Here is a 21,142-nt window from a genome sequence, read left to right on the forward strand (position 1 = left end):
TTCTCCCCTAGCCTTCTATTAGTCTCCGCATGGAGCTGGTTCAATCTCTATTTTTGGTGTCATATCCTGGTGCACAAATCCTTGAATTTTCTCGACTCGTTTGAAATACTTAAAGAATCGTTCGTTCGGATGACCTTTTTCTTTGTACTCGTAGATAATTTTTTCAATTACTTCAACGATTTTATTCGGTTCAATACCTTCAGCAACAGGTTGACCTGCATGCGCAGTCCGTCCTACTGTTTTTGCCCCTAAGAACAAATCAAACTTGCCTTTTCGAAAAACAATGCCAATGTCGTCATTTACAGCTCCATAACAAGCCATTCCGCAACCATTGAAACCAACTTTCAGACCCTTTGGTAATTCAAGACCACTTAAATTTTGATGTAATTCTTCTGCATATGGAATCGAGTCTTTTTTCTCTCCATCACAGAAATCACATGCTTTTAATTGAAATACATCACCAAGAGGCTCAATGATAAATCCTGCGTTTTTTATTTTCTCCGTAATAACCTCTGGATTGGCTGTTGGAATACGAAGGTGCATTTGATGATGTGTTGTATACTCTATCGATCCTTCTTCTCCAACCACTTCAGCAAGAGCGATCATTTGTTTAGGGCTGAATTGCTTATTAACAATCCCTGGACTAATCGCAAACTCAAAAATAGACACCATCGGATTACTCACTGTCTTTACTCCTTGTCTTTCTGCCGACACACCATCCAATAGGGAAAGTGCCTCTTCAGCAAGTTCTAGAGAGGTGGTATGTGGAACATCCCCTACTTTTTCAGCCTCACTCGCTTCGGTTTCGACATTAGTCATATCATTTTTTCCTTTGTGCAGTGCCCATGGTTCATTTTCTTTGCGTAATCGTTCATGCGGTTTTAATCGTTGGTCCTTTGTATTTAACGTATACTTACGCTGATATCCTCTTGGTGTGATGATTTTGTTGTCGTAGAGGAAAGTAGAAGAATTCCCAATAATAACCGTTGTTAACATCCCGATATCATAATTCAGCATGTTCTCTAGATCAGTTATGACGATTTCTTCTCGTTCACGATATGCACTTTTCACAAGTCCAACCGGTGTATTAGGTTCACGGTACTTTAGTAGAATTCTTTGAGCTTCTTGGATTTGCCGCGTTCTCCGACCACTTTTGGGGTTATAGAGACTTATCACAAAATCAGCTTGTCCAGCAGCATCAATTCTTTTTTCAATTAATTCCCATGGAGTTAAGTGATCACTTAAACTAATTGTACATGCATCATGCATGATCGGTGCTCCAAGTAATGAAGCACAAGAATTAATTGCGGATATGCCAGGAACGACCTCAACACTTACCCCCGATTCTTCTTTCCAACCTTTTTCAATCAAAACTTCATAAACAAGACCAGCCATTCCGTAAACTCCTGCATCACCGCTTGAAATAACAGCGACAGTTTTTCCTTCTTCAGCAACACGAACCGCTGCTTGAGCTCGACTTACCTCTTCAGACATTCCTGTACTGATAATCTCTTGATCTGTTAATAGATTTTCAATTAACTCAACATACGTTTTATATCCAATAATATAATCACTCTCTTGAATCGCTTCTTGTGCTCTTTTCGTGATGTGGTCAAAACTCCCAGGCCCAAAACCGATAATGAGTAGTTTTCCAACCATCGCACATTCCTCCTTTTATTAACTGGAAATTCGAAAAAACTAATCCTCTCTTTTGGTTACTTTTGAAATGCCTTTAATTCTATCAGTAGTATTTTCAGCTAGCATTTCTCCATTTTCAAAGTCGTAAATTAATGATCGTTGTAAATCGATGGAAGAATCTTGATGACTTTTAATAATAGATTTACCAACCTCTGGAGATGTAGCAGAATACCAATTCCCCTCAGGATAAACAATGACTACACAAGCATCCTTACAACGTCCATTACATTTAGTCCTAGACGTGTGAATTTGTTCATCTAATTCAAGATTGTTTATTTCTTCTCGGATGGCAAGAGTAATTTCTTCCCCTTCTTTCCTCATACAACTAGATCCATTACAGATCAAAACATGTTTTTTTGTTCCCGTTAAATTCCAAGTAGTCATAAAAAAAACTCCTTTATTAGTTATGAATATACTTATAATAATCAAGTTCATAAGAATGCAACTTTGCTAATGATAGAAATGTAAATACTCTATTTATGATTAGATAAGGTTTTATTCATATAACCCATCTACTAAAATATCTAGCGCCGATGGAACTCTCACCCCTTCAGCTGCAACAGATAATGGCATAATAATAAAGTGCTCTTCTTTTATTGCCGTCACATCCGTTAAAGCAGGGTGATTCAATAATTGCTTTCTTTTATCTTCTGCTGTCGTCTCCCCATAATCAACAATCACAATCACTTCTGGATCTCGTTCCACCACTTCTTCCCAACTCACTTCTCCCCAATTACTATCAATATCATTAAAAATATTTGTCGCTCCAGCCATCATAATGATTGAATTCAAGAAATTTTGTCCTGAGGTAAATGGCGCCGTATCCCCACTATCAAAGACAAATACACGCACAGTCTCTTCATCTTTTGGAATTGTTTCTTCAATGTTCACTAACTCTGTTTTCATCTCATTAATAAGCTTTTCTCCTCGTTCAACAACGTTAAAAATTTCGGAGATATTACGAATATCTTGATAAATATCCTCAATGCCTGGTCCAATAATACTCGATGATTCATGTAAGTAAGCATTGACGCCAAATTTCTCAAGTTGCTCAACAGTACCTATATTGTCTTCGTTGAAAGCACTAGTCCACCCTGCATAAGCAAAGTCAGGCTCTTCTTCCAAAAACACCTCTTGTGATGGATATTGATCAGACAATACTGGAATTTTTTCATATGTATCTTTAAATTCAGGTAAAACTTCATCGTCAAGATAAGCCGTACCAACCAAGTATTCTTCTAAACCAAGAGCTAGAAAGACTTCTGTTACGTGTTGATTTAAAGTGACAGCACGTTGAGGAACTTCTGTAAAAACAAGCGTACGATCTTCATTTTCAATTTCTACAACACCATATTCTTCTTCATTCTTTTCAACTGCTTCTAGATCGTTTCCATTTTCTTGACTATTACTTGAATTAGCTTCTCCCGTTGCACCACAACCCATTAATAATGCAATAAACGTACTGATTATAAAGACCATTTGAATTTTTCTAGTCATCTTTCATACCCCTTTTTCATTTATTGTTATGACGAATCTCGTTTGGATGATCTACTAAATTGTGCAAATCTACTTAACCATGATGTTCTTACCCATTTCTATTTTTCTATATTATGGAGCATACATTTTATTTGATTCTCTCGATCGATACATTCCATCGGATACGTATAGAATTTGCAACTTCCCTGTTTGAGGATGTGTCGTAACGGTGCAGTCTACATGAAAAACCTCTTTTAACATTGCCTTAGTAATGACTTCTTCCGGTGTACCATGTTTGACTATTTTGCCACCCTTAACTACATATATCGCATCACAATAAGCTGCCGCTAAATTTAAATCATGAAGCGCAGTTAATACACTCACTTTTAAGTTTCGAACAATATCAAGGATCTGAAGCTGATGATGAATATCTAAATTGTTCGTCGGTTCATCTAGAATAAGAAAAGATGTCTCCTGAACAAGAGCTCTAGCAATTTGAACCCTTTGCTTTTCTCCACCAGATAACGTAGAGAAACTTCTTTCTGCATGGTTTTCTAACCCCACTCTCACTAAAGCATCACGAACGATCTTTACATCTTCCACACTGTCCCCTTCAAAGAACCGCTTATGTGGATTTCTCCCCATTAACACAATTTCTTTCACTGTAAAATCAAAAGGAACAGATGATTCTTGCGCAACAACAGCCATATTTCTAGCAAATTCCTTATGAGAAAGGTTAGTAACTTCATGATCATTTAAAGAAACCGATCCCTTATACGGCCGCAATACCCGGTAGATTGTCTTTAACAATGTCGATTTTCCACTCCCATTAGGACCGATAATGCCAACAAATTGTCCATCGTTTACTTGCATCGTTATATCATTAATAATATTTTTCTGCTCCACCGCCGTTGTGACTTGTTCAACAGTTAATTTCACTTTCCTTCACCTCCCCCAAAAGAATAAGAACTACGTCTAAGAAGCCAAATAAAAAATGGCCCACCACATAATGCAGTAACAATGCCAATCGGTAATTCTTGAGGAGAAACAATTGTACGTGCGACTACATCTGCCCAAATGAGGAAAATAGCTCCAACAAGAGCACTTAATGGTAAGACGTGTCGGTGATCGGAGCCAATGATTAAGCGAACAATATGAGGAACCATTAATCCGATAAAGCCGATTGCCCCACTCACTGCGACTAATACTCCGGTTAGTAATGCCGTGATGAGAATCAATATTTTCTTAAAAAGATCGATATTTAATCCGAGAGTAGAAGCTGTATTCTCCCCCATTAATAAAAGATTCAGAGGTCTTGCTAAGAAGAGCAGTGTCGCTATGCCAAGCGAGAGACAAATAAATGGAATCGTTAATTGCTCCCACTTAGCTCCTGCCAAACTTCCCATCATCCAAAATAATGCATCGCGTATCCCCTCTTCCCGAGGCGCCGATATGACAATATAGTTTGTAATTGCCGATAGCATCATAGATATGGCAATTCCTGACAATAATAGTCTTACTGTGGAGATTCTCCCATTTACTTGCGCTACGATAAAAACGAGCACAACAGAGAAGAGAGCACCTAGAAACGCGGCGATAGAAAGCGAATATTGACCAAAAATCTGGAACGCACCAAAAATAATAACGAGTGTAGCCCCAACAGAAGCACCAGAAGATACCCCTAAAATAAATGGATCTGCTAAAGAATTTCGAACTAACGCTTGAATAGCTACACCAACTACTGCTAAACCAGCTCCAACAATGGCTCCTAATATCACTCTTGGAAACCGAATTTCCCAAATGATTTGCTCTTGGGCTTTTGACCAATCCGATGCAATAAAATGGTCCAAAAAAGAAACTTTAGAAAATGCTATTTTCCAAACGGTCAACGGAGAGATTGAAACTGGTCCAAGCATGATAGAACTGGTCATTGTGACAACTAGGATGAATAGAAGAGCAACAAAAAGTACTCTATAAGCTATCTTTCTCTTTTTTGTTACTTTTTGCTTTATTGACCGATTATCAACCCCGTCTTTTAATGCGCTCTCCATATAAACAACACCTTACATTTATTTAATTTGATAACTTACTCTTTCTTAATGCGCTTAAAACATAAAAATGCACCTCTATCCATGGCATGGATAGAGGTGCAAAAAGGCATACTTAAATTAAAGTAGCATCTATTCTACACTCCTCTACCTATGACCCGTAGGTATTGAAGCAACTTAAAACAAAGGCAGGTCTCCTGACTTAGGATCGTCATTTCATTGTGTCTTCCCGATTTAACTCAGTGACTTTATACAATGAAACTACCCATTACAGTGGCGGGACCGCGACGGATTTACACCGTACTTCCCTTTTAAGCATAACCAGCGGTTATACACCTTTGTTTTGATTCATTTTTTTAAAATAAGAATTTTATTATGAGTTGATTATTTACAACTCACCTAAACTAAGTTGAAAATAGTTAGTTTTATTTGATAAGTTAGAAATCACAACCCATATTTATACATATTTATTATTAAACTACTTTTAAGTATAATTAGCAAGGAAAATTTTTAAATAAAATGATATTCTTCACTTTAGTTACTATATGTATTACACTAATAAACGTAACCATTACGAATTATAACACAAATTCATTTTGAAAAAATTTAGTACCCTACATATATTTTTATTCATAGTAGTTATTTATTATATTGAAATAACAAATAAGCCGCAGTTTTTAACATAAGTGACGTTTTTTGATTACTCAAAACCAATGGAGGATAAAAGATGAAGAAAAAGCTGATACATGATGTCGATTATGAGGAAGTCTGGCGAGAAGGAATAAAGGATTGGAATGGTAACATGCCAAAAAGGATGACAGATGATCAATGTGAAGAATCTTTTTGGCGTAATTTCTTAAATGAAAAATCAACCACACAACCAATTGATTCATATTCCTTACCATTTTACCGAGAATTATCTACTTATTTCACTTCTGAAGATAACGTACTTGAAATCGGACCTGGTGCGGGGAACTATACGTTTTCTATTGCTGAAAAAGTTCGGTCTTTAACAGTGGTTGATCCTTCTAAGTCTGTTCTGCACTATTTAAATGAACGTATAAACCACAAAGCAATAACTTTTCAACCGATTCATAGTAAATGGGAGACATACCAATCCAATCAGCTTTTCTCAGTCGTTCTGGGTGTGAACTGTTTTTACCGAATGTTTGAAATCAAGCAAGCATTGGCAAATATGAATAATCACGCCACAAAGCACTGTATAATTGGTATGACAACAGGTCCACTTCAGCCACACTACCTAGACCTCGAAAGAACGCAAAGGTGTGTTCTTAAATACCCACGAAGAGATTATGTTCACCTATTAAATGTATTATATGAAATGGGAATCTACGCTGATTGTAAGATGGTCCCTCTTAAACGTAAATATACTTATTCTTCTTTAGAAGAAGCGGTTCAAAGTTGCAGAAAAAAAGTGCTATCTCCTCAATTAAGTGAAGAAACACTTAGGGAAAGTTTACTCCCTTATCTGCAAAAAGAAAACGGAAAGTGGACATATAAGCATGCCTTTTATGGAGCACTGATCAGCTGGAAACCTACTATTCTGTAGGCCCACTTTTCTGAACAGGAAGTCTTACTTGAATTATTAGGAAATGGTTAAATTCACCCTTCATGCTTCCTTGATAGAAATTTGGTTTCTTCCGTTTTCTTTCGCTTTGTAAAGGTGTTCGTCTGCTTCCATTATCAGTTGCTTTGGTTGATGAGTTGGATTTGGTTGAGTCATTGCCGCTCCAATACTTACCGTTACAACATCTGAAACCATCGATGTTTTGTGCGGAATCTTTAAGTTGCTAATGGCATGTAAGCATTGCTCTGAAATCTGCTTAACCTGGCGATGGTTAGCATTTGAAAGTATAGCGACAAACTCTTCGCCTCCCATTCTCGCTACATAGCCGTTAAATGGACTGACTACTTGTTTTAAAGCATCGGCAACTTCCATTAAGCAACGGTCCCCCGCTTCGTGTCCGTATGTGTCGTTATACTCCTTAAAATGATCAATATCAATATAGAGAGCGGATATTCTAAATTTTTTCTTGGCCGCGAGTGTCCATTCCTCTTGCATATGTTCCTCTAAATATCGTCTGTTTGGTATCTTTGTTAACTGATCGTTATAGGATAATAATTTTAATTTGTCGTTTAATTTATTTAGGTGGTCTCTTGATTTCTCAAGTGAGTCTGTTCTTGCACTGACTTTTTCCTCTAACGTTTGATTTAGTTCAGCAAGATCCGCTGTCGCCTTCTCCATATTAGTAAAAGCTTTACCTGAGTGCAATGCAATGATATACGATTGCGACAAAATAAATATTACGAATCCAAAGGCAGACAACGGAATCGACTCGATAAATTTATTTGCTAGTAAAATGTCATTAATTGCTGTAAAACCAACAAATGTGGCAGAAACTGTGATTATAAAAGAGCCCTCTTGTTTATCTTTTAATGCTTTCATTAAAGAGATCAACATATGAAAAATAAAAAAGAGAACTATTATTTGGTATGGATTTACTGTGAAACTAGCAATTCCTACCGGTGTAAAAAGCACAAAAAGTGAAAATAAACTTGAAATGGCCGTAAAGATCAATCCATATATTGTTTTCAAATGTTTTGGATATAAACCGCATAGAACCCAGAAAAAAATTGATGGCGCTAAATAAAATGTAATATACTCAATCTTCACCATTACTTCCCATGGAATTTCTGGGAATATTTCTAAGATGAAATACTGTTCTGTAACTAGAATACGTAACCCCATTAGAAAACAAACAACACTAAAATACATTGCAGAGCGGTTCTGTTTTCGATATCTATATACTACTAAGTGGTAGAATCCAGAAAGAATGAGACAACCAAACAAGATCATTTGCAGTCCTAGTCCTAACCTTGATTCTTCTTTAAGGTTTCCCACTGTTCCAAACAAGATATCGCTATCAATTCCGCCGTATCGGTAATCGTAATTAGAAACGTGAATAATCACTTCTAAACTATCATTTGCTGCTGGGAAAAATACCGTTTTCGGATTGGAAAATGGTGCTGTTGTTTCCTCACTCGTTCCTGGAGTACCATTAGAATCTAGTAGCTCTCCATCAATATAAAGATTGTAGGCAGTTGTAATAGAATTGATTTTCAACCCGTAATATTCGTTTTCGGTAATGTTGTCAATCACCATACGATATGTTGCATATCCATTTGGGGAGTACCCTTGTTCGTCATTCCACTTACTTGGTAAATAAATATATTCTTTTTCGTGTTCTGGTGTTAGGATGTGTCTTCCCCAATAAAACTCCCAGTCACCAGTTAATTTAAGCAAATCTTCAGATTCCGAGTAATCCCAATCTGATAGATTTAATTTACCTTGCTCGACAAGGTATTCTTGCTCACTATGGTCCTCACTTAAGAAGAACAATATTCCACTAAATGCTATAACTAAGAATATAATAAAATAAATAGACCCATATTTTAATTTACTCATTACCAATTACCTCGATATGTAAATAATTTAAGTTATTCATTTAAATCATTCCTCCACTAAGCAAGAATAACTGCTATAGGTCTATTATCTAACACTTCAAAAGCATCTACAAGTTATTTCTATAATTATCGTAGTAAGACTTTATTACCAGGATACTATCATTTCTATCGGTATTCTGATGTTTTCTAATCACGCTAGAATCGTCGTTTTTCTTTAAAGCACCTTTTTCATCGCAACAACATTTATTGTTATCCCATTTGGCTTATGAATAGCATATTCATCATAGATAGTGAATCCTATCGACTGGTACAGTTGAATATTTTTTGGAACATCCATGCGAACTTTGCATAATAATGCTGGGTGATTCCTTTGTATGGCATGATTCTCTAATGATTTTAATAGCTGTTTAGCAATCCCTTGTCCTTGTTTTTCTGGGGTGATTGATAGTCTGAAGAAATAGACCCCTTCGTTTGTTACTCGAAATCGAACCATACCTACGGGTTCATCATCCATATAGCTGATTAATGCATGTTCTCCATCTATTAAGGCTTCTGTTATTGATTCGACGGTTTCATTTAATGCGCTTGTTGGTGGGACCTTGTTTTTATATTCATTAAATGCCTGAACCATTAATTGATGAATGATTGGAGCATCTGATACTTCTGCAAATATTATTTTCATCGGAGTAATAGCCCTTTCTTCTCGAATTCTAATTAGGTTGAATGAAGAAATCTCGATTCAATTTTTTATTGATGGGTGGGTGTGACTATTGTTTAACCTAGTATTGATTGGATTTTTCGTATCAGGTATTCGTTTCATATTCAGAGAGCACCCTTACCTTTTATTTGCATAAACATGTTTGGCTTATCTAATGCTTCAAAGCCAAATTTTCCGTATAAAGAATGACCGTCCTCTGTGCATAACATGATTCTGCGAATTTTTAATTCGTCATAATTAATGATCGTTTGAATTAACCATTGTCCTAACCCTTGTTGTCTAAATTTTTGCAAGATGAAAACGTCTGATAGATAAGCGAAAGTGACTAAATCAGAAATCACTCTTGCAAACCCTATTTGCTCCTGCTTCTTTGTATTCGGATTGTTGTAGTACAATCCAAAACAAAGTGCTGAGTTTTTAATTGATTTAGCAACTTCTTCTTTTGAGAGCTCTTTTGACCAATAAGACTCTTTGCTCAAAAAATTATAAATAATGTCTAAGTCTAAGTCTTTTTTATCTAGAGTAATGACATATTCTTTATGTTTCCATACTTTATTTGTCAAAAACTATCCCTCCTGATTTTTTACCGATTTAGCAACATGAATTAAAATGGATTTTCGCCTTTTATAAAAGGGATTACAATAATATAGATGGAGCCGACAAATATAATCCAACAAAGTTTGCTAGTAAGAAACTGTTTGTAATAATCGCTATCTTTGATTATAACCGTCCCCATGACAACAGTATAAATTACTAACAGAAAGTACGATATACCAAACCAATTTACCCATACGTTACCAGTGAATTCAATACCAAACCTTCCATAAATATTACCCGCTATATGTAATGTTATGACTAATCCAATCGCCCAAAAAGCAAGTATTTCAAACGTCCTCGCAATATCCTTAATAAACACTTTCATATGAGAAACTCCTCTTATTCGTTGAATATTGAAAATCAAAGTAATGAGCTTCTTTATTTCAATATAATTGTGGGTATCTGTGATAACTCATCGATAATGTAATCTGCTTCGACATCTTCCCATTGATCGTCTTTCTTCCAAATACTTTTCATACCTATTTGTTGAGCTGCTTTCACATCATTTACTGGATGGTCGCCAACAAATATACTTTCAGAAGGTAAGACGTTGAGATTTTCTAAAGCTTTTTTGAATATTAAAGAATTCGGCTTTTTCATGTTTTCCCATTCAGATATAAGGATGGTTTGGAAATAATGTTCTATTCCTAAAACGATTATATTATCCATTTGAAACTGACCTTTTCCATTTGTAATCATCCCAAGCATGAAATGATTCTTCTTCAAATTTTCTAACATGTTTGTAAGACCTTCGAAAGGAACGCAGCTATGTTTAAATTCAATTATATAATCATTGAGAAGGTCCTCCATAGTAATACCAGTAATTCTAAATTCGTTTATTAGCTGGTGGTACACTTTATCCTTCCAAACATACCCTCGACTATCAAGTTCTATGAACCTTGATATATAGGTTTCTTTTGGAATATGACTTAGCCATTTATGTAACCGTTCGTATTGCTTGTTGATAAACACCTTTACTGATGCATCACGGTCTAGTAAAGTTCCATCAAAGTCAAATAGGACTGCCTTAATCATTTTCATCCACTTCCCCCATAAAAACTCTTCATCTACTATTTACAATCCAAAAATATGCTTTTCTATTGCGTAGTGGACGCCGTCTTCATCATTCGATAGCGTAACTTCATTGGTTATTTGCTTCACTTCATCTGGTGCATTTCCCATCGCCATACCTAATCCTGCGAATTCAATCATATCTACATCATTAAAAAATCTCCAATAGCAATCATTTCAGATGAATCTATTTCAAAAAGATCGAGTTCTTTCTTTAAACCATTTGTTTTACTAGATTCAGAGTGAACAAATTCTTTAAAGAATTCCACATCGACTTTTTTCTTTATGTTTATTGGTAAATCTATCTCTTGCCATCCTCCTTTTCACCCTTTGTCATCAATTGTAAACTTCATGACTTGGTCTTTCAGTGCCAATACGTCGTCGTGAAATGTGTGAGTTATTTCATATTTTTTATGATTTTCAAGTTGTTTTTTATCCATTAACTTGACAATGTAATCAAATGCTCAGCATACAGAGAAAGGTTCAAGTTTACTTATTGGATATGAAAATTCATGGATAATCTCCTTTGTATCTGTTTTAATCGTCATTGCACCATCATTCGAAACGAGAACACCTTCAAATCTAACTCATCAGTAATCCATTTCCTTTGCATGACATATCTTCCAGTAGCTATAACAATTATTACCCCTGTCTCTTCAGCCTTTTTAACTGCTTCTATATGCCTTGGTGGGATCTTTCCTTGACTATTTAACAAGTCCCATCTAAATCTAAAGCTAATAGCTTATATTTCAAACCATCACATCCTATTACAAATTGGAAATCTATGTATTTGAGTCAATTTTAACATATACAACCAATTATTATTAGAATTGTCGAAAAATTGTTGAAATGGAAGCATGAGAACCGTCCCTGCGCTTCCTGATATTTATCTTGGTTGGGTGGCAATATAAGAGTATATGTAAAACTAAGTTTAGAAAGGAGGTCCTTGCTTATGACTAAGACGCTTTTGATTTTCATTCTATATTTCATTAGTATGTATATGTTGTTGACATTTATTGATTTGAAATTTAATATTCATCTGAACAAAAGCTTAAACAATACCCTTAAACCTTTTGAAACCACTGATCCAGGTGAATTATTTATACTCACTTCCTTATTGGTGTTTTCTATGCTCTTCCCAATAAAATACTATTTCAGTAAAATCTTTAAAAAGCTCAAAAACAACAAGTAACATCTAAATAAAAATAGGCTATAGGGTTTTGAAGTATTTTTTTCTAATAATTGTAATAACCAATAATACTAGCGGGATATAAATTTGAAAAGGTAAATGTAAATAATCTGGTACAACCGCAAATCCTTTATCTAGGTGTTCAGCCAAACTCTCAGAAATAGACATGGAGCCACCCAAAACAATCATGCTTATTGGAAAAAGTAATGTTTGGTATCTTTTTACTTTAAACAAAATACTAGCACCTACAACCCCTGCATACGTAAAGATAGAAATCTTAAAAAATAACCCTACGATCAATGATATCACTGCTAAGGCATCTAACCTTTCCAAGAAATCGCCAATTTGAATTTTACTTATCGAACTAAGGAGTGGAAAACTAGAGCGCTCGACGATATCTACACCTAAAACAGCAATATTCATCATTTGTGAAAAGGCAATTAATAAACCACTAATAACTAATCCAAAGATAGCTACCTTTAAAGCTGACTTTTTATTATTTAGTAATGGAAATAACATCGTGAAAACGATAATCTCTCCAAATGGAAAAGTTAAGATTTGAGGGAAGCTTGCATCTAAAATAGGTTTCCAACCTTCTCCTAGAAATGGTAAAATATTTTCTATATCAATAACTCCAGAAACAAGATAAAGGAAGTTCACAACCAAACCTATGAGTAAGAATATAAGAAAATAAAACTCACCAGTTCTCGCCAATACTTCTATTCCATGGTAAACAACATAAATAATTGTCAAAGTCATGAGTAATCCAACTATAAAAGCAGGAGTTTCAGGCAGGATTGCTGTTACTATAAGATCCTCAAAATCCCTTAAAACTCTTACAGCTATGTAAAGAAAGTATACGGTGTATAGAAAACCTACGACCCACCCTAAATGTTTTCCTAATATCTTTTTAATATATTCAATTAAGGTTAAATCAGGAAATTGTTTGAATAAATAATAATACACAAAAAACAAAAGTATACTACCAACCATACCAAGTAGAATAGCAATCCAAGCGTCTTGCTTCGCTTCTACCCCAATAGAAAAAACAATGGCGCTACCTAATTCAAACAGGATGATTAATGAAAATATTTGAAAAGGAGTTAATTTTACTTTCCCCACATTGACAGCTCCTAATAGTAAAATATTGTTTCCTTTATTCATTATCCTCTTGAAATGAATTCATACGCATGCCGTTTCTACGAATATTTGCATCTACTTGGACATCTACTTCCAAGTTCGTAAACATTTCAGACCATTTTTCTTCGTATTCCTTCCATAATTGAGGATGTTGCCGTTGAATGGCATTACCGAAACCAAAAATATCTACCTCTTTCTCTTTAGCAATATTTATTGCCCCCTCGATTTCTTTTTTGATGTTCTCTTCAAGCAAGTCTTCAACTTCAACCATCGTCTTAAGCGTTGTCATATCTTTAGAGCAATTTACTTCAGCTATATTACCTTCTTGCTGAACAGTTATATGGATTTGTGGCTCTCCATTTTCAATCTTTGATTTAACTTTCGCATTCGCTCTAATCGTTTCTATCGCAATCGCGTTTTCTTTCTCATTACAAGCAACATTATTAACAGTACTTTTTATCTTCCCTACCACCCAGGCAACTCCTTTTTCTTCTTCTTCTGCTATCCATCCTATTAGTTTTTGATCTTTAAACACAGCAGATCCATCTATTTCCAAGCTGCCTTTAAGTTTCGCTCGTTTGATCCCGTCAATCTCCGTTCCACTAGCTTCATCGCCCTTAATTACAATGCCGCTTACAACTAAATCTTTTCCTTTACTCACTAAGTCACTTATAACATCATCTATGTCTACTGCGAGTGTCTCACCCAACACTCGTTCTATATTTTCGATTTGTCCCACTATTAATTGGGAAGGAACCTTTTCTAGTGGCGCTTGAACCATCAATATATTTTCAGCGCTTTCTCCTCTAGATACGACTACTGTAGCATTAGTTCGAGGTTCATGATCCCGTTCAAAAAAATCAATAACTTGATCTAGTCCATCCTCTCTTGCTAATTTTTCATTTATGACAAGTAAGTTCATATGTGGAAAAAACGCTTCTCTAGGTAATTTCAGGGACACTTTTCTATGTGCTTCAAATACGGTATCTCCTGTCGATGTATATAAGATTATTGGCGAAGCATCCCCTGAAACGGTTAGCCCACCTGCTACTTGATCAGGATTGATAACTTGAAATGATACACTAATTTCCCCCTCTTCTGACTTATCAATTCCGATCGCTGATACAATTGCCATGTCTTTTAATTCTCTAGCGTTCCAACAGCCAGATAAAATTAATAGAACTGCTAAGAAAATGAAAAAACACAAGCGTTTATCCATTTTCTGGCCCCTCCTCTACAGTTGATGAAGATGCCTTTAATCCTCGTTCTGTTTTAAGCGGGTTATTTCCTTTTGGTTTTAGATTATTGCTGTTTCTAGTCCACAATGGGAATCGGAATAATCCATCTTTCTGATCCTCTGGAATAAGTGGAGCAAACGGTGCTAGATAGGGCGTTCCAAACGATCTTAAACTGGCTAAATGAGCTACAAGTATGATTAAACCTAATGTAATACCATATAGTCCCATCGTAGCAGCCAAAATCATCATACCAAATCTTAATATTCTCGCAGCAACTGCCATATTATAAGCCGGTGTTGTAAAACTTGCTATAGCGGTACCAGCAACAACAATGATCATCGCTGCAGATACAATCCCTGCTTCAACTGCAGCTTGTCCAATAACCAATGCTCCAACAATTGACACAGCTTGACCGATTGAACGAGGCATTCGAATCCCTGCTTCTCTTAATATTTCAAAGGTCACTTCCATAATAAAAGCTTCAATAACTGCGGGAAATGGAATCCCTGACCTTTGAGCTGCTAATGTAATCACTAATGTTGTTGGAATGAGATCTTGATGAAACGTAAGTAATGCAATAAATAGCGATGGACCAAGTAGAGCTAATGTGAAAGCGATATACCTTAATATTCGAATTAATGTAGAAATGTCAAATCGCTGATAATAATCTTCTGCTGCTTTAAAAAACTGCGAAAATGTGATTGGTACAACGAGAACAAACGGCGTTCCATCAACTATTATGCCTATTCTTCCTTCCGCAATAGAGTTGGTCACGGTATCAGGCCGTTCAGAGGTGAAAACAGTAGGAAAAACCGTGAAAGAACTATCTTGAATTAATTCTTCCACACTAGACGAACTTAATATTTCATCCACATCAATTTTATTTAACCTTTTTCTCACTTCTTTAACTAATTTTATATTTACAATTCCATCCATATATACAATAGCAACATCAGTTTGACTAACTTTGCCTAATTGAAATACTTCAAATTGCATCTTAGGACTTTTAATACGTCTTCTAATTAAAGCCATATTAGTATAAACTGATTCAATAAACGAATCTTTTGGACCGCGAACGGTTATTTCAGCAGTTGGTTCTTCAACAGAGCGCCATTCTCCACCCATCGTGGCACCCACAAAAGCTTTATTTGCCCCCTCTACAAATAAAATTGACTTTCCCGATAGTATCGCATGGATAATTTTATCCCAATCTGTTTCTAATTCAACTTCTGTCACAGTTAAAATTTGTTTTTGAATGATTTCCACTAAAGATTCCATTGGTAATTCATTTAAATCTTCTTCTATATTCAAGTTATTATTAAGTAACGTTTGTAACATAAATTCACTTACTAGCTTTTCATCTACAAGACCATTGACATAATAAAGTACACCTTTTATAAATGGGGAACGGTTGAGTGTAAATTCACGTTCAAGAAGGTCACTTGTTTCTCCCATTATCTCTTTCATTTTCGCCATGTTATCTTCTAAGTTTCTACTGAAATCATTTTCATTTTCTTCACCACCTAGATTATTATCGAATCGTGAATTTTCCAGTTGTCTATTTTTTTTCAGAAGAGAAGATAACGGTTTTGCTTTTTTAAATTCTTTCTTCAAAGTTTTCACCTACATCATTATCATATTACTTAGACATATTTTCTTCTAAATCTTCCGTTATTATGCAGAATAAAAAAAAGAAGCGCAGGGACGGTTCTCCTGCTTCCAAACACAAAAAAAGCCACTATAAACCAAGACATCTTAGTCAAGGTTCCGTGGCTTTTTCTATGATTCGTGACACTTGTAACTATAATAGTGAATTTAATATTTAAATAATAGAGTATATCGATAATTATTGATCACTACTATCTTCATTGGTCATTTCATCTTCAATCTCGGCTACTAATTCTTCTACACTAGTTTGATATTCGCTATAATGGGTTGTTAAAGTTGTAATTATCTCAGTGGTCTCTTCATAAGCTTGTAAATTTTCCGACAACTCGAAAAACGTCCAAAAGTTTATTAACCCCTCTTCGTTAATGTTTCCAGCCCAAGGATCTACGCCAGGACCCGCTTCAAGAATATCCAAGCTAGAAATAAGAATTCCATTATAATCGACTGATAACTGATTTGGCATCGTTGCAAATTCATTCCCTAAAGCTCCCTCGAAATATTGATCCTCATATTCATCTTCCGAGTCTTCCATTTGCTCAGAAAGGTCCAACTCATCCATAAATGAGAGCATCATTTCTTCAAGTGAGACCGGCAAAGTATAAGGTTCTGGCATTAGTATGTTTACAGAATTGGACTCTAATAGAGCATCAATTTGATCAGCTCTATAATATTGGTGACTCGTGTCATTCACGTCTACTTCAAAATCAGACTCTTCAAGAACAAAATCTTGCGCCGATGGTTCCAACTCATCAATTCCGAGACCAGCATCCCCCCCTTCATTAACATCTTGTGGTAACAACTGACTTAGATCATCTTCACCAGATTGTCCACCTTCAAGAATTTGCGAAACCCATCCGACTGGATCTTCCAAAGGACTCTCTTGGCTGGAAGTTGTCGTATCCCTTCCGGTGTCTAATAAACTAGCTTGTCCGCCAGTATCAGGTTGACTGTTAAAGTTATAATGATTTGCACCATTCGTCCGATTTGTACTATTTGTTCTAAAGCTATTATCATTCAAATTATAATCACTATCATGATTCTGTGGTTGATTTAGTTCAAACTCAAAATCAAACTCATCGTCCGCAAAAAAATCGCTGTCGGCCTGTGCAACCAAACTTCCGCTAAAGGGACCCACAACCAAAAAAACAAAAATCCAAATATATTTACGCACTAGTATTCCTCCTTTTCCTCGGAAGCGCAGGGACGGTTCTCTTGCTTCCATCTCTCTGAAGACTTCTATCATGTTGCTTGTTTACTCGCAAATGATATAATTACGAATTTACTTCTTCTCTATATTTAATTAAGCAACTTCTACAAATACAATGCTTCCCTTTACTCTCTGGAGGAACTAACTTAAAAATTCCCTTTGGAAATGCATCTTCTTCATTACACCAACAGGCACCATATTCTACCTTTCTTGCCATACAATTGTTTTGCTCTCCACATATAGGACAATAAATATTAGACAAAGAAAATACCTCCTACTCGTTCAAAAAATAACTTTACTAAAGGAAACAGCATTGGAAATTCTTCATCACCATACTTCCAAAGCAGAGTAATAAACGTTTAAATCGTCCATTTTATGAGTAAACCTGCGTGCGATAGTCCACCTCCGAAGCCATATAATAACATGTTATCTCCATGACGAAGTTTCTTTTCAGTAACTGCATTAGCTAATGACAAAGGGATCGTTGCTGCAGATGTGTTACCATAGTTCACCAAACTATATAATGTACGTTCTAATGGGAATTCACTTCTTTTACAAATAGACTCAATCATCCTTAAATTCGCACTATGAGGGACAAACCAGTCCACTTCATTTAAAGGAGTCGATGCATTTTCCAATACTTTTTTCATTCCTTTAGGAACAGTTGTAACAGCCCATTTGTATACTTCACGTCCATTTTGTACAATTTTATTACTACTAATTAACTCTTGCTCAAACATACGTGACGAAATGTCCGAACAATATAGGTTTTTCCCTCGATCTCCGTCTGATCCCAAATGCGAAGACAGAAAACTTGGTAGTTCTTCATCATATTCAATAAGAACTGCTCCTCCACCATCTCCGAATAAAATACAGGTCGTTCTATCTTGATAATCTGAAATTTTAGATAAAGTTTCTGCTCCAATTACTAAAACTTTCTTATTTAATCCAGACGTAACTAATCCATTCGCCATATGCAGCCCATAGGTAAAACCCGCACAGGCAGCGTTTAAATCAATCGCACCTGTATTTTTTATGCCCAGCTTCGCTTGCACTAAGGAAGCAACGCTTGGAGTTTTGAAATCAGGAGTCATGGTACAAACAATTACCATATCTACATCATCCACAGATTTATTATATTTTTCCATTAAGTTTTTAACTGCTTTATAACTGATATCGCTGGTAAACTCTTCTTCATGGGCGATCCTTCGTTCTTTAATACCAGTACGTTGAACAATCCATTCATCATTTGTTTCAACTATTTTTTCTAGATCATCATTTGTTAATTTTTTTTCTGGTACGTATGAACCTATCGCGGTAATCCGAGCTTTGGAAATAATCATAAACACCCACCTTGTTTTAGCTTATTTTGCTTCTTATAATAATTTTATCACTTATTGCTATGACAAGGTACTAATTTATTGACTTAAAAATATTTATTCACTGCGATTGGAGCAATACCTCAAAATTAGTTTGGCAGTCGCAGTCGCCTCTGCCTATCATCGTGTTCATTGTGTCATTAATTTTCGGAGTCGCTTTGGAAGTACATGTTTAGTTTAACATTGTTGTCTATGTTTTAATCTCTTAATTAAGTTTGAACATAAGTGTCCTTAAATAAAACATATTTTTACTAGTCAAAGCTAACGAAACAATCATTAATAGAATTTAGTGATGGATTACAAAATTCTATTGACTAATAAATTCTCCTATATTTTTGTTCGAGTCCATGAAACTTAAGACTAGCACACATATGCCTAACAAGGACATGAATAACCCCATGAGGATATTTCCAATAATTAAGAAATTCTCTTCCCCCCACTATATATATTTGGGCAAAATAAATTCCTTCTACACACATTCGTGTAGACAAAAGATAGGTGAAGCAATATGCGATAAATTGAAAGAATCGTTCCAATGGTTCAATTTCCATCAAAACAATTCCACCTGCTCTTGCTTGTTTCTTTCGTTTATCCTGATAACTAGTCCATAAGGGAACGGTCAACATATTTCCTAAAATAGATAATAAAAAGACATAAAAAAAACCGTAAGCGCAATAAAGCACATACGGCCCACGTTTAGATAATGATACTTCCGAATTAATATTAATATTTTTTCTATGATCTGTGCTCACCTCATTAAACAATCATACCGTTAGTACTTTGTCAAAACATTCTGAGGGTACGATGAAAGTTTGATTTCACCTGATATTACTTTATCAATATGCCACCACCACTGCTCTTTCGGTTCTTTTGATTTGGAAAAATCATATATTCCGCTTAGAAATTCATGTATACACTCTATTTTTTGAAGCGTTTTCAAATCGACGGTCGCTAAAAGTCGCTTTTCTTCTCTTGTTAGTTTTTGATATTCTTTATGTAGTTTACTTCTCACATGTAGTGTATTTAAAGTCTCATATGGACCAATTTCTTTATAGTCAACTATGTTATCTGCGTGTCTATTAATTAACTTTTTATAATTCAATTTAGCAACCCCCATTCTAGTTGTAAATACACTAATCTATCTATAATATACCCCAGAAAATTATGAATAAAACTTTAATTAAGGTTCGTTCAGGTTCACTAACACCTCTTATGAACCTGTGAATTTTCTCATAAATAATTGCAGCAATGAAAGTCTGTGACTTCTTCTATTAAACCTAGCAGTAAGTAGTAATAATATGGTATTATTTAGTATAATAATGGGCTGTTCAATGGTTAAGAAAGGAGATGTCATGAAAAAATTTATGGATTGCTACTCTATCCTTGGCGTCCCCTTCGAAGCGTCTCAAGGTGAAATAAAAATGGCTTACCGCAAGCAATCTAAAAAAGTTCATCCCGATAACGGCGGGAGTGCAAGTCAATTCATTAGGTTGCGTCGGGCATATGACATTCTGTCAAATGAAAATTCTAGATCAAAGTATAATATTGCTTATCAACAATTTCACCAGTCTCAAAAAGGAAGACAAGCCAAGAAACCATCAGGCGATGAAAAAAAACAAAAGGAAAAGTCGCAAGCCCGAAAAAAGTCCTCAGATGAAAACAACACAAAAAAACATTCAAAAAGAATAGATTGGAAACGAGTTGGTTTCTTTTCTATCGCTTTAAATGTTGTTTACACTATCATAGTAGCTGTCATTGTTTATCAATTAATCGATAAACAAGCTTCGTTTGTAAGATCCCAACAAGATATAGAGATTTTAGAGTCTGATATCGTTGAAATTAATAATGAAAAATTAATCTATGAGGAAGAACTTTTTGAAGCTAATACATATATTAAGAATCTAGAAATAGAGAATGAAGACTTAGTTGCAGCCATTTCTCTACAAACTGACAATGATTCTGATGACGATGAAAGGTCAGAAAACTCTAGTAGAGATGACATTACTAAAGAGTATTTTACAATTGGCTCTTCAAAAGAAGAGGTAAAGGATATTATGGGAAAGCCTTCCCGAGAAACGGATTTCCGTTTACGATATGAATTTTCAACAATTTTCATTAATTCTGATGGGGTTGTATCGGGGTGGCACGACATATCAGACGTTTTAAAAGTGGAATAGGTAAGATATTTTAATAACTTCAATTATCTCTTCGCCTTTTATTTATTACT

The 21,142-nt window shown here is 35.3% G+C and carries 22 protein-coding genes and 1 riboswitch; of the genes, 2 read left to right on the top strand and 20 right to left on the bottom strand.

What is annotated here, in order from left to right:
• Positions 1-18 precede the first annotated feature (18 nt).
• The 5 genes from cobJ to ACM26V_RS07730 form a co-directional block, all read right to left on the bottom strand.
• On the bottom strand, positions 19-1,659 hold the full coding sequence (cobJ, locus tag ACM26V_RS07710) for a precorrin-3B C(17)-methyltransferase (RefSeq protein ID WP_416150843.1): 1,641 nt from the start codon (positions 1,657-1,659) through the stop codon (positions 19-21).
• A gap of 39 nt (positions 1,660-1,698) precedes the next feature.
• A complete protein-coding gene (locus ACM26V_RS07715; protein WP_416150844.1) occupies positions 1,699-2,082 on the bottom strand; it encodes a (2Fe-2S) ferredoxin domain-containing protein in 384 nt (127 codons plus the stop codon).
• 111 nt (positions 2,083-2,193) lie between these two features.
• Positions 2,194-3,195 (bottom strand): ABC transporter substrate-binding protein, encoded by a 1,002-nt coding sequence (locus ACM26V_RS07720; protein ID WP_416150845.1) that lies wholly within the window; start codon positions 3,193-3,195, stop codon positions 2,194-2,196.
• 111 nt (positions 3,196-3,306) lie between these two features.
• Positions 3,307-4,113 carry a heme ABC transporter ATP-binding protein gene (locus tag ACM26V_RS07725; protein ID WP_416150846.1) on the bottom strand — a complete coding sequence of 269 codons (807 nt, stop codon included), beginning with the start codon at positions 4,111-4,113 and terminating at the stop codon, positions 3,307-3,309.
• Positions 4,110-5,225 carry a FecCD family ABC transporter permease gene (locus ACM26V_RS07730; RefSeq protein WP_416150847.1) on the bottom strand — a complete coding sequence of 372 codons (1,116 nt, stop codon included), beginning with the start codon at positions 5,223-5,225 and terminating at the stop codon, positions 4,110-4,112. Before ACM26V_RS07730 ends, ACM26V_RS07725 begins: the two co-directional genes overlap by 4 nt.
• A 166-nt stretch (positions 5,226-5,391) precedes the next feature.
• Positions 5,392-5,577: riboswitch (cobalamin riboswitch) on the bottom strand.
• Between the two features lie 372 nt (positions 5,578-5,949).
• Here ACM26V_RS07730 and ACM26V_RS07735 point away from each other — a divergent pair.
• Positions 5,950-6,792, top strand: a complete 843-nt coding sequence (locus ACM26V_RS07735; RefSeq protein ID WP_416150848.1) for a class I SAM-dependent methyltransferase — start codon at positions 5,950-5,952, stop codon at positions 6,790-6,792.
• A gap of 60 nt (positions 6,793-6,852) precedes the next feature.
• Here ACM26V_RS07735 and ACM26V_RS07740 read toward each other — a convergent pair whose 3' ends face one another.
• The 15 genes from ACM26V_RS07740 to ACM26V_RS07810 all read right to left on the bottom strand — a co-directional run bounded on the left by ACM26V_RS07740 (position 6,853) and on the right by ACM26V_RS07810 (position 20,017).
• Positions 6,853-8,709, bottom strand: a complete 1,857-nt coding sequence (locus tag ACM26V_RS07740) for a diguanylate cyclase (protein ID WP_416150849.1) — start codon at positions 8,707-8,709, stop codon at positions 6,853-6,855.
• A 213-nt stretch (positions 8,710-8,922) separates the two neighbouring features.
• Positions 8,923-9,390 carry a GNAT family N-acetyltransferase gene (locus ACM26V_RS07745; RefSeq protein ID WP_416150850.1) on the bottom strand — a complete coding sequence of 156 codons (468 nt, stop codon included), beginning with the start codon at positions 9,388-9,390 and terminating at the stop codon, positions 8,923-8,925.
• Between the two features lie 140 nt (positions 9,391-9,530).
• A complete protein-coding gene (locus tag ACM26V_RS07750; RefSeq protein WP_416150851.1) occupies positions 9,531-9,989 on the bottom strand; it encodes a GNAT family N-acetyltransferase in 459 nt (152 codons plus the stop codon).
• A 41-nt stretch (positions 9,990-10,030) separates the two neighbouring features.
• Positions 10,031-10,348: a hypothetical protein gene (locus ACM26V_RS07755; RefSeq protein WP_416150852.1), complete on the bottom strand. Its 318-nt coding sequence runs from the start codon at positions 10,346-10,348 to the stop codon at positions 10,031-10,033.
• 53 nt (positions 10,349-10,401) lie between these two features.
• Positions 10,402-11,058, bottom strand: coding sequence for an HAD family hydrolase (locus ACM26V_RS07760; protein ID WP_416151819.1), 657 nt, complete (start codon positions 11,056-11,058; stop codon positions 10,402-10,404).
• Between the two features lie 39 nt (positions 11,059-11,097).
• Positions 11,098-11,235 (bottom strand): HAD hydrolase family protein, encoded by a 138-nt coding sequence (locus tag ACM26V_RS07765; protein ID WP_416150853.1) that lies wholly within the window; start codon positions 11,233-11,235, stop codon positions 11,098-11,100.
• Positions 11,236-11,237: 2 nt separating this feature from the next.
• Positions 11,238-11,363 (bottom strand): hypothetical protein, encoded by a 126-nt coding sequence (locus ACM26V_RS07770; protein ID WP_416150854.1) that lies wholly within the window; start codon positions 11,361-11,363, stop codon positions 11,238-11,240.
• A gap of 275 nt (positions 11,364-11,638) precedes the next feature.
• Complete coding sequence (locus ACM26V_RS07775; protein WP_416150855.1) at positions 11,639-11,809, bottom strand: HAD hydrolase family protein; 171 nt, start codon at positions 11,807-11,809, stop codon at positions 11,639-11,641.
• 495 nt (positions 11,810-12,304) lie between these two features.
• On the bottom strand, positions 12,305-13,447 hold the full coding sequence (locus ACM26V_RS07780) for a GerAB/ArcD/ProY family transporter (RefSeq protein ID WP_416150856.1): 1,143 nt from the start codon (positions 13,445-13,447) through the stop codon (positions 12,305-12,307).
• Complete coding sequence (locus ACM26V_RS07785; protein WP_416150857.1) at positions 13,440-14,642, bottom strand: Ger(x)C family spore germination protein; 1,203 nt, start codon at positions 14,640-14,642, stop codon at positions 13,440-13,442. The genes ACM26V_RS07780 and ACM26V_RS07785 overlap by 8 nt, the downstream gene beginning before the upstream one ends.
• Positions 14,635-16,284, bottom strand: a complete 1,650-nt coding sequence (locus ACM26V_RS07790) for a spore germination protein (protein WP_416150858.1) — start codon at positions 16,282-16,284, stop codon at positions 14,635-14,637. The genes ACM26V_RS07785 and ACM26V_RS07790 overlap by 8 nt, the downstream gene beginning before the upstream one ends.
• Positions 16,285-16,507: 223 nt before the next feature.
• Positions 16,508-17,500, bottom strand: coding sequence for a hypothetical protein (locus ACM26V_RS07795; protein WP_416150859.1), 993 nt, complete (start codon positions 17,498-17,500; stop codon positions 16,508-16,510).
• A 100-nt stretch (positions 17,501-17,600) separates the two neighbouring features.
• Positions 17,601-17,798, bottom strand: a complete 198-nt coding sequence (locus ACM26V_RS07800) for a cysteine-rich CWC family protein (protein WP_416150860.1) — start codon at positions 17,796-17,798, stop codon at positions 17,601-17,603.
• Between the two features lie 97 nt (positions 17,799-17,895).
• Positions 17,896-18,879: a ketoacyl-ACP synthase III gene (locus ACM26V_RS07805; protein WP_416150861.1), complete on the bottom strand. Its 984-nt coding sequence runs from the start codon at positions 18,877-18,879 to the stop codon at positions 17,896-17,898.
• Between the two features lie 808 nt (positions 18,880-19,687).
• Positions 19,688-20,017, bottom strand: a complete 330-nt coding sequence (locus ACM26V_RS07810; protein ID WP_416150862.1) for a hypothetical protein — start codon at positions 20,015-20,017, stop codon at positions 19,688-19,690.
• 250 nt (positions 20,018-20,267) lie between these two features.
• Here ACM26V_RS07810 and ACM26V_RS07815 point away from each other — a divergent pair, with 250 nt between their 5' ends.
• Positions 20,268-21,092 carry a J domain-containing protein gene (locus ACM26V_RS07815; RefSeq protein ID WP_416150863.1) on the top strand — a complete coding sequence of 275 codons (825 nt, stop codon included), beginning with the start codon at positions 20,268-20,270 and terminating at the stop codon, positions 21,090-21,092.
• Positions 21,093-21,142 lie beyond the last annotated feature (50 nt).

Origin of the sequence: Salipaludibacillus sp. HK11 (genome assembly GCF_047795645.1) — a bacterium.
GTDB lineage: Bacteria > Bacillota > Bacilli > Bacillales > Salisediminibacteriaceae > Salipaludibacillus.

What these genes read in the sequence shown, in the direction of transcription:
- cobJ (WP_416150843.1), bottom strand. Translation starts at nt 1,659, where the DNA reads ATGGTTGGAAAACTACTCATTATCGGTTTTGGGCCTGGGAGTTTTGAC.
- ACM26V_RS07715 (WP_416150844.1), bottom strand. Translation starts at nt 2,082, where the DNA reads ATGACTACTTGGAATTTAACGGGAACAAAAAAACATGTTTTGATCTGT.
- ACM26V_RS07720 (WP_416150845.1), bottom strand. Translation starts at nt 3,195, where the DNA reads ATGACTAGAAAAATTCAAATGGTCTTTATAATCAGTACGTTTATTGCA.
- ACM26V_RS07730 (WP_416150847.1), bottom strand. Translation starts at nt 5,225, where the DNA reads ATGGAGAGCGCATTAAAAGACGGGGTTGATAATCGGTCAATAAAGCAA.
- ACM26V_RS07735 (WP_416150848.1), top strand. Translation starts at nt 5,950, where the DNA reads ATGAAGAAAAAGCTGATACATGATGTCGATTATGAGGAAGTCTGGCGA.
- ACM26V_RS07740 (WP_416150849.1), bottom strand. Translation starts at nt 8,709, where the DNA reads ATGAGTAAATTAAAATATGGGTCTATTTATTTTATTATATTCTTAGTT.
- ACM26V_RS07745 (WP_416150850.1), bottom strand. Translation starts at nt 9,390, where the DNA reads ATGAAAATAATATTTGCAGAAGTATCAGATGCTCCAATCATTCATCAA.
- ACM26V_RS07755 (WP_416150852.1), bottom strand. Translation starts at nt 10,348, where the DNA reads ATGAAAGTGTTTATTAAGGATATTGCGAGGACGTTTGAAATACTTGCT.
- ACM26V_RS07760 (WP_416151819.1), bottom strand. Translation starts at nt 11,058, where the DNA reads ATGATTAAGGCAGTCCTATTTGACTTTGATGGAACTTTACTAGACCGT.
- ACM26V_RS07765 (WP_416150853.1), bottom strand. Translation starts at nt 11,235, where the DNA reads ATGATTGAATTCGCAGGATTAGGTATGGCGATGGGAAATGCACCAGAT.
- ACM26V_RS07780 (WP_416150856.1), bottom strand. Translation starts at nt 13,447, where the DNA reads ATGAATAAAGGAAACAATATTTTACTATTAGGAGCTGTCAATGTGGGG.
- ACM26V_RS07785 (WP_416150857.1), bottom strand. Translation starts at nt 14,642, where the DNA reads ATGGATAAACGCTTGTGTTTTTTCATTTTCTTAGCAGTTCTATTAATT.
- ACM26V_RS07805 (WP_416150861.1), bottom strand. Translation starts at nt 18,879, where the DNA reads ATGATTATTTCCAAAGCTCGGATTACCGCGATAGGTTCATACGTACCA.
- ACM26V_RS07815 (WP_416150863.1), top strand. Translation starts at nt 20,268, where the DNA reads ATGAAAAAATTTATGGATTGCTACTCTATCCTTGGCGTCCCCTTCGAA.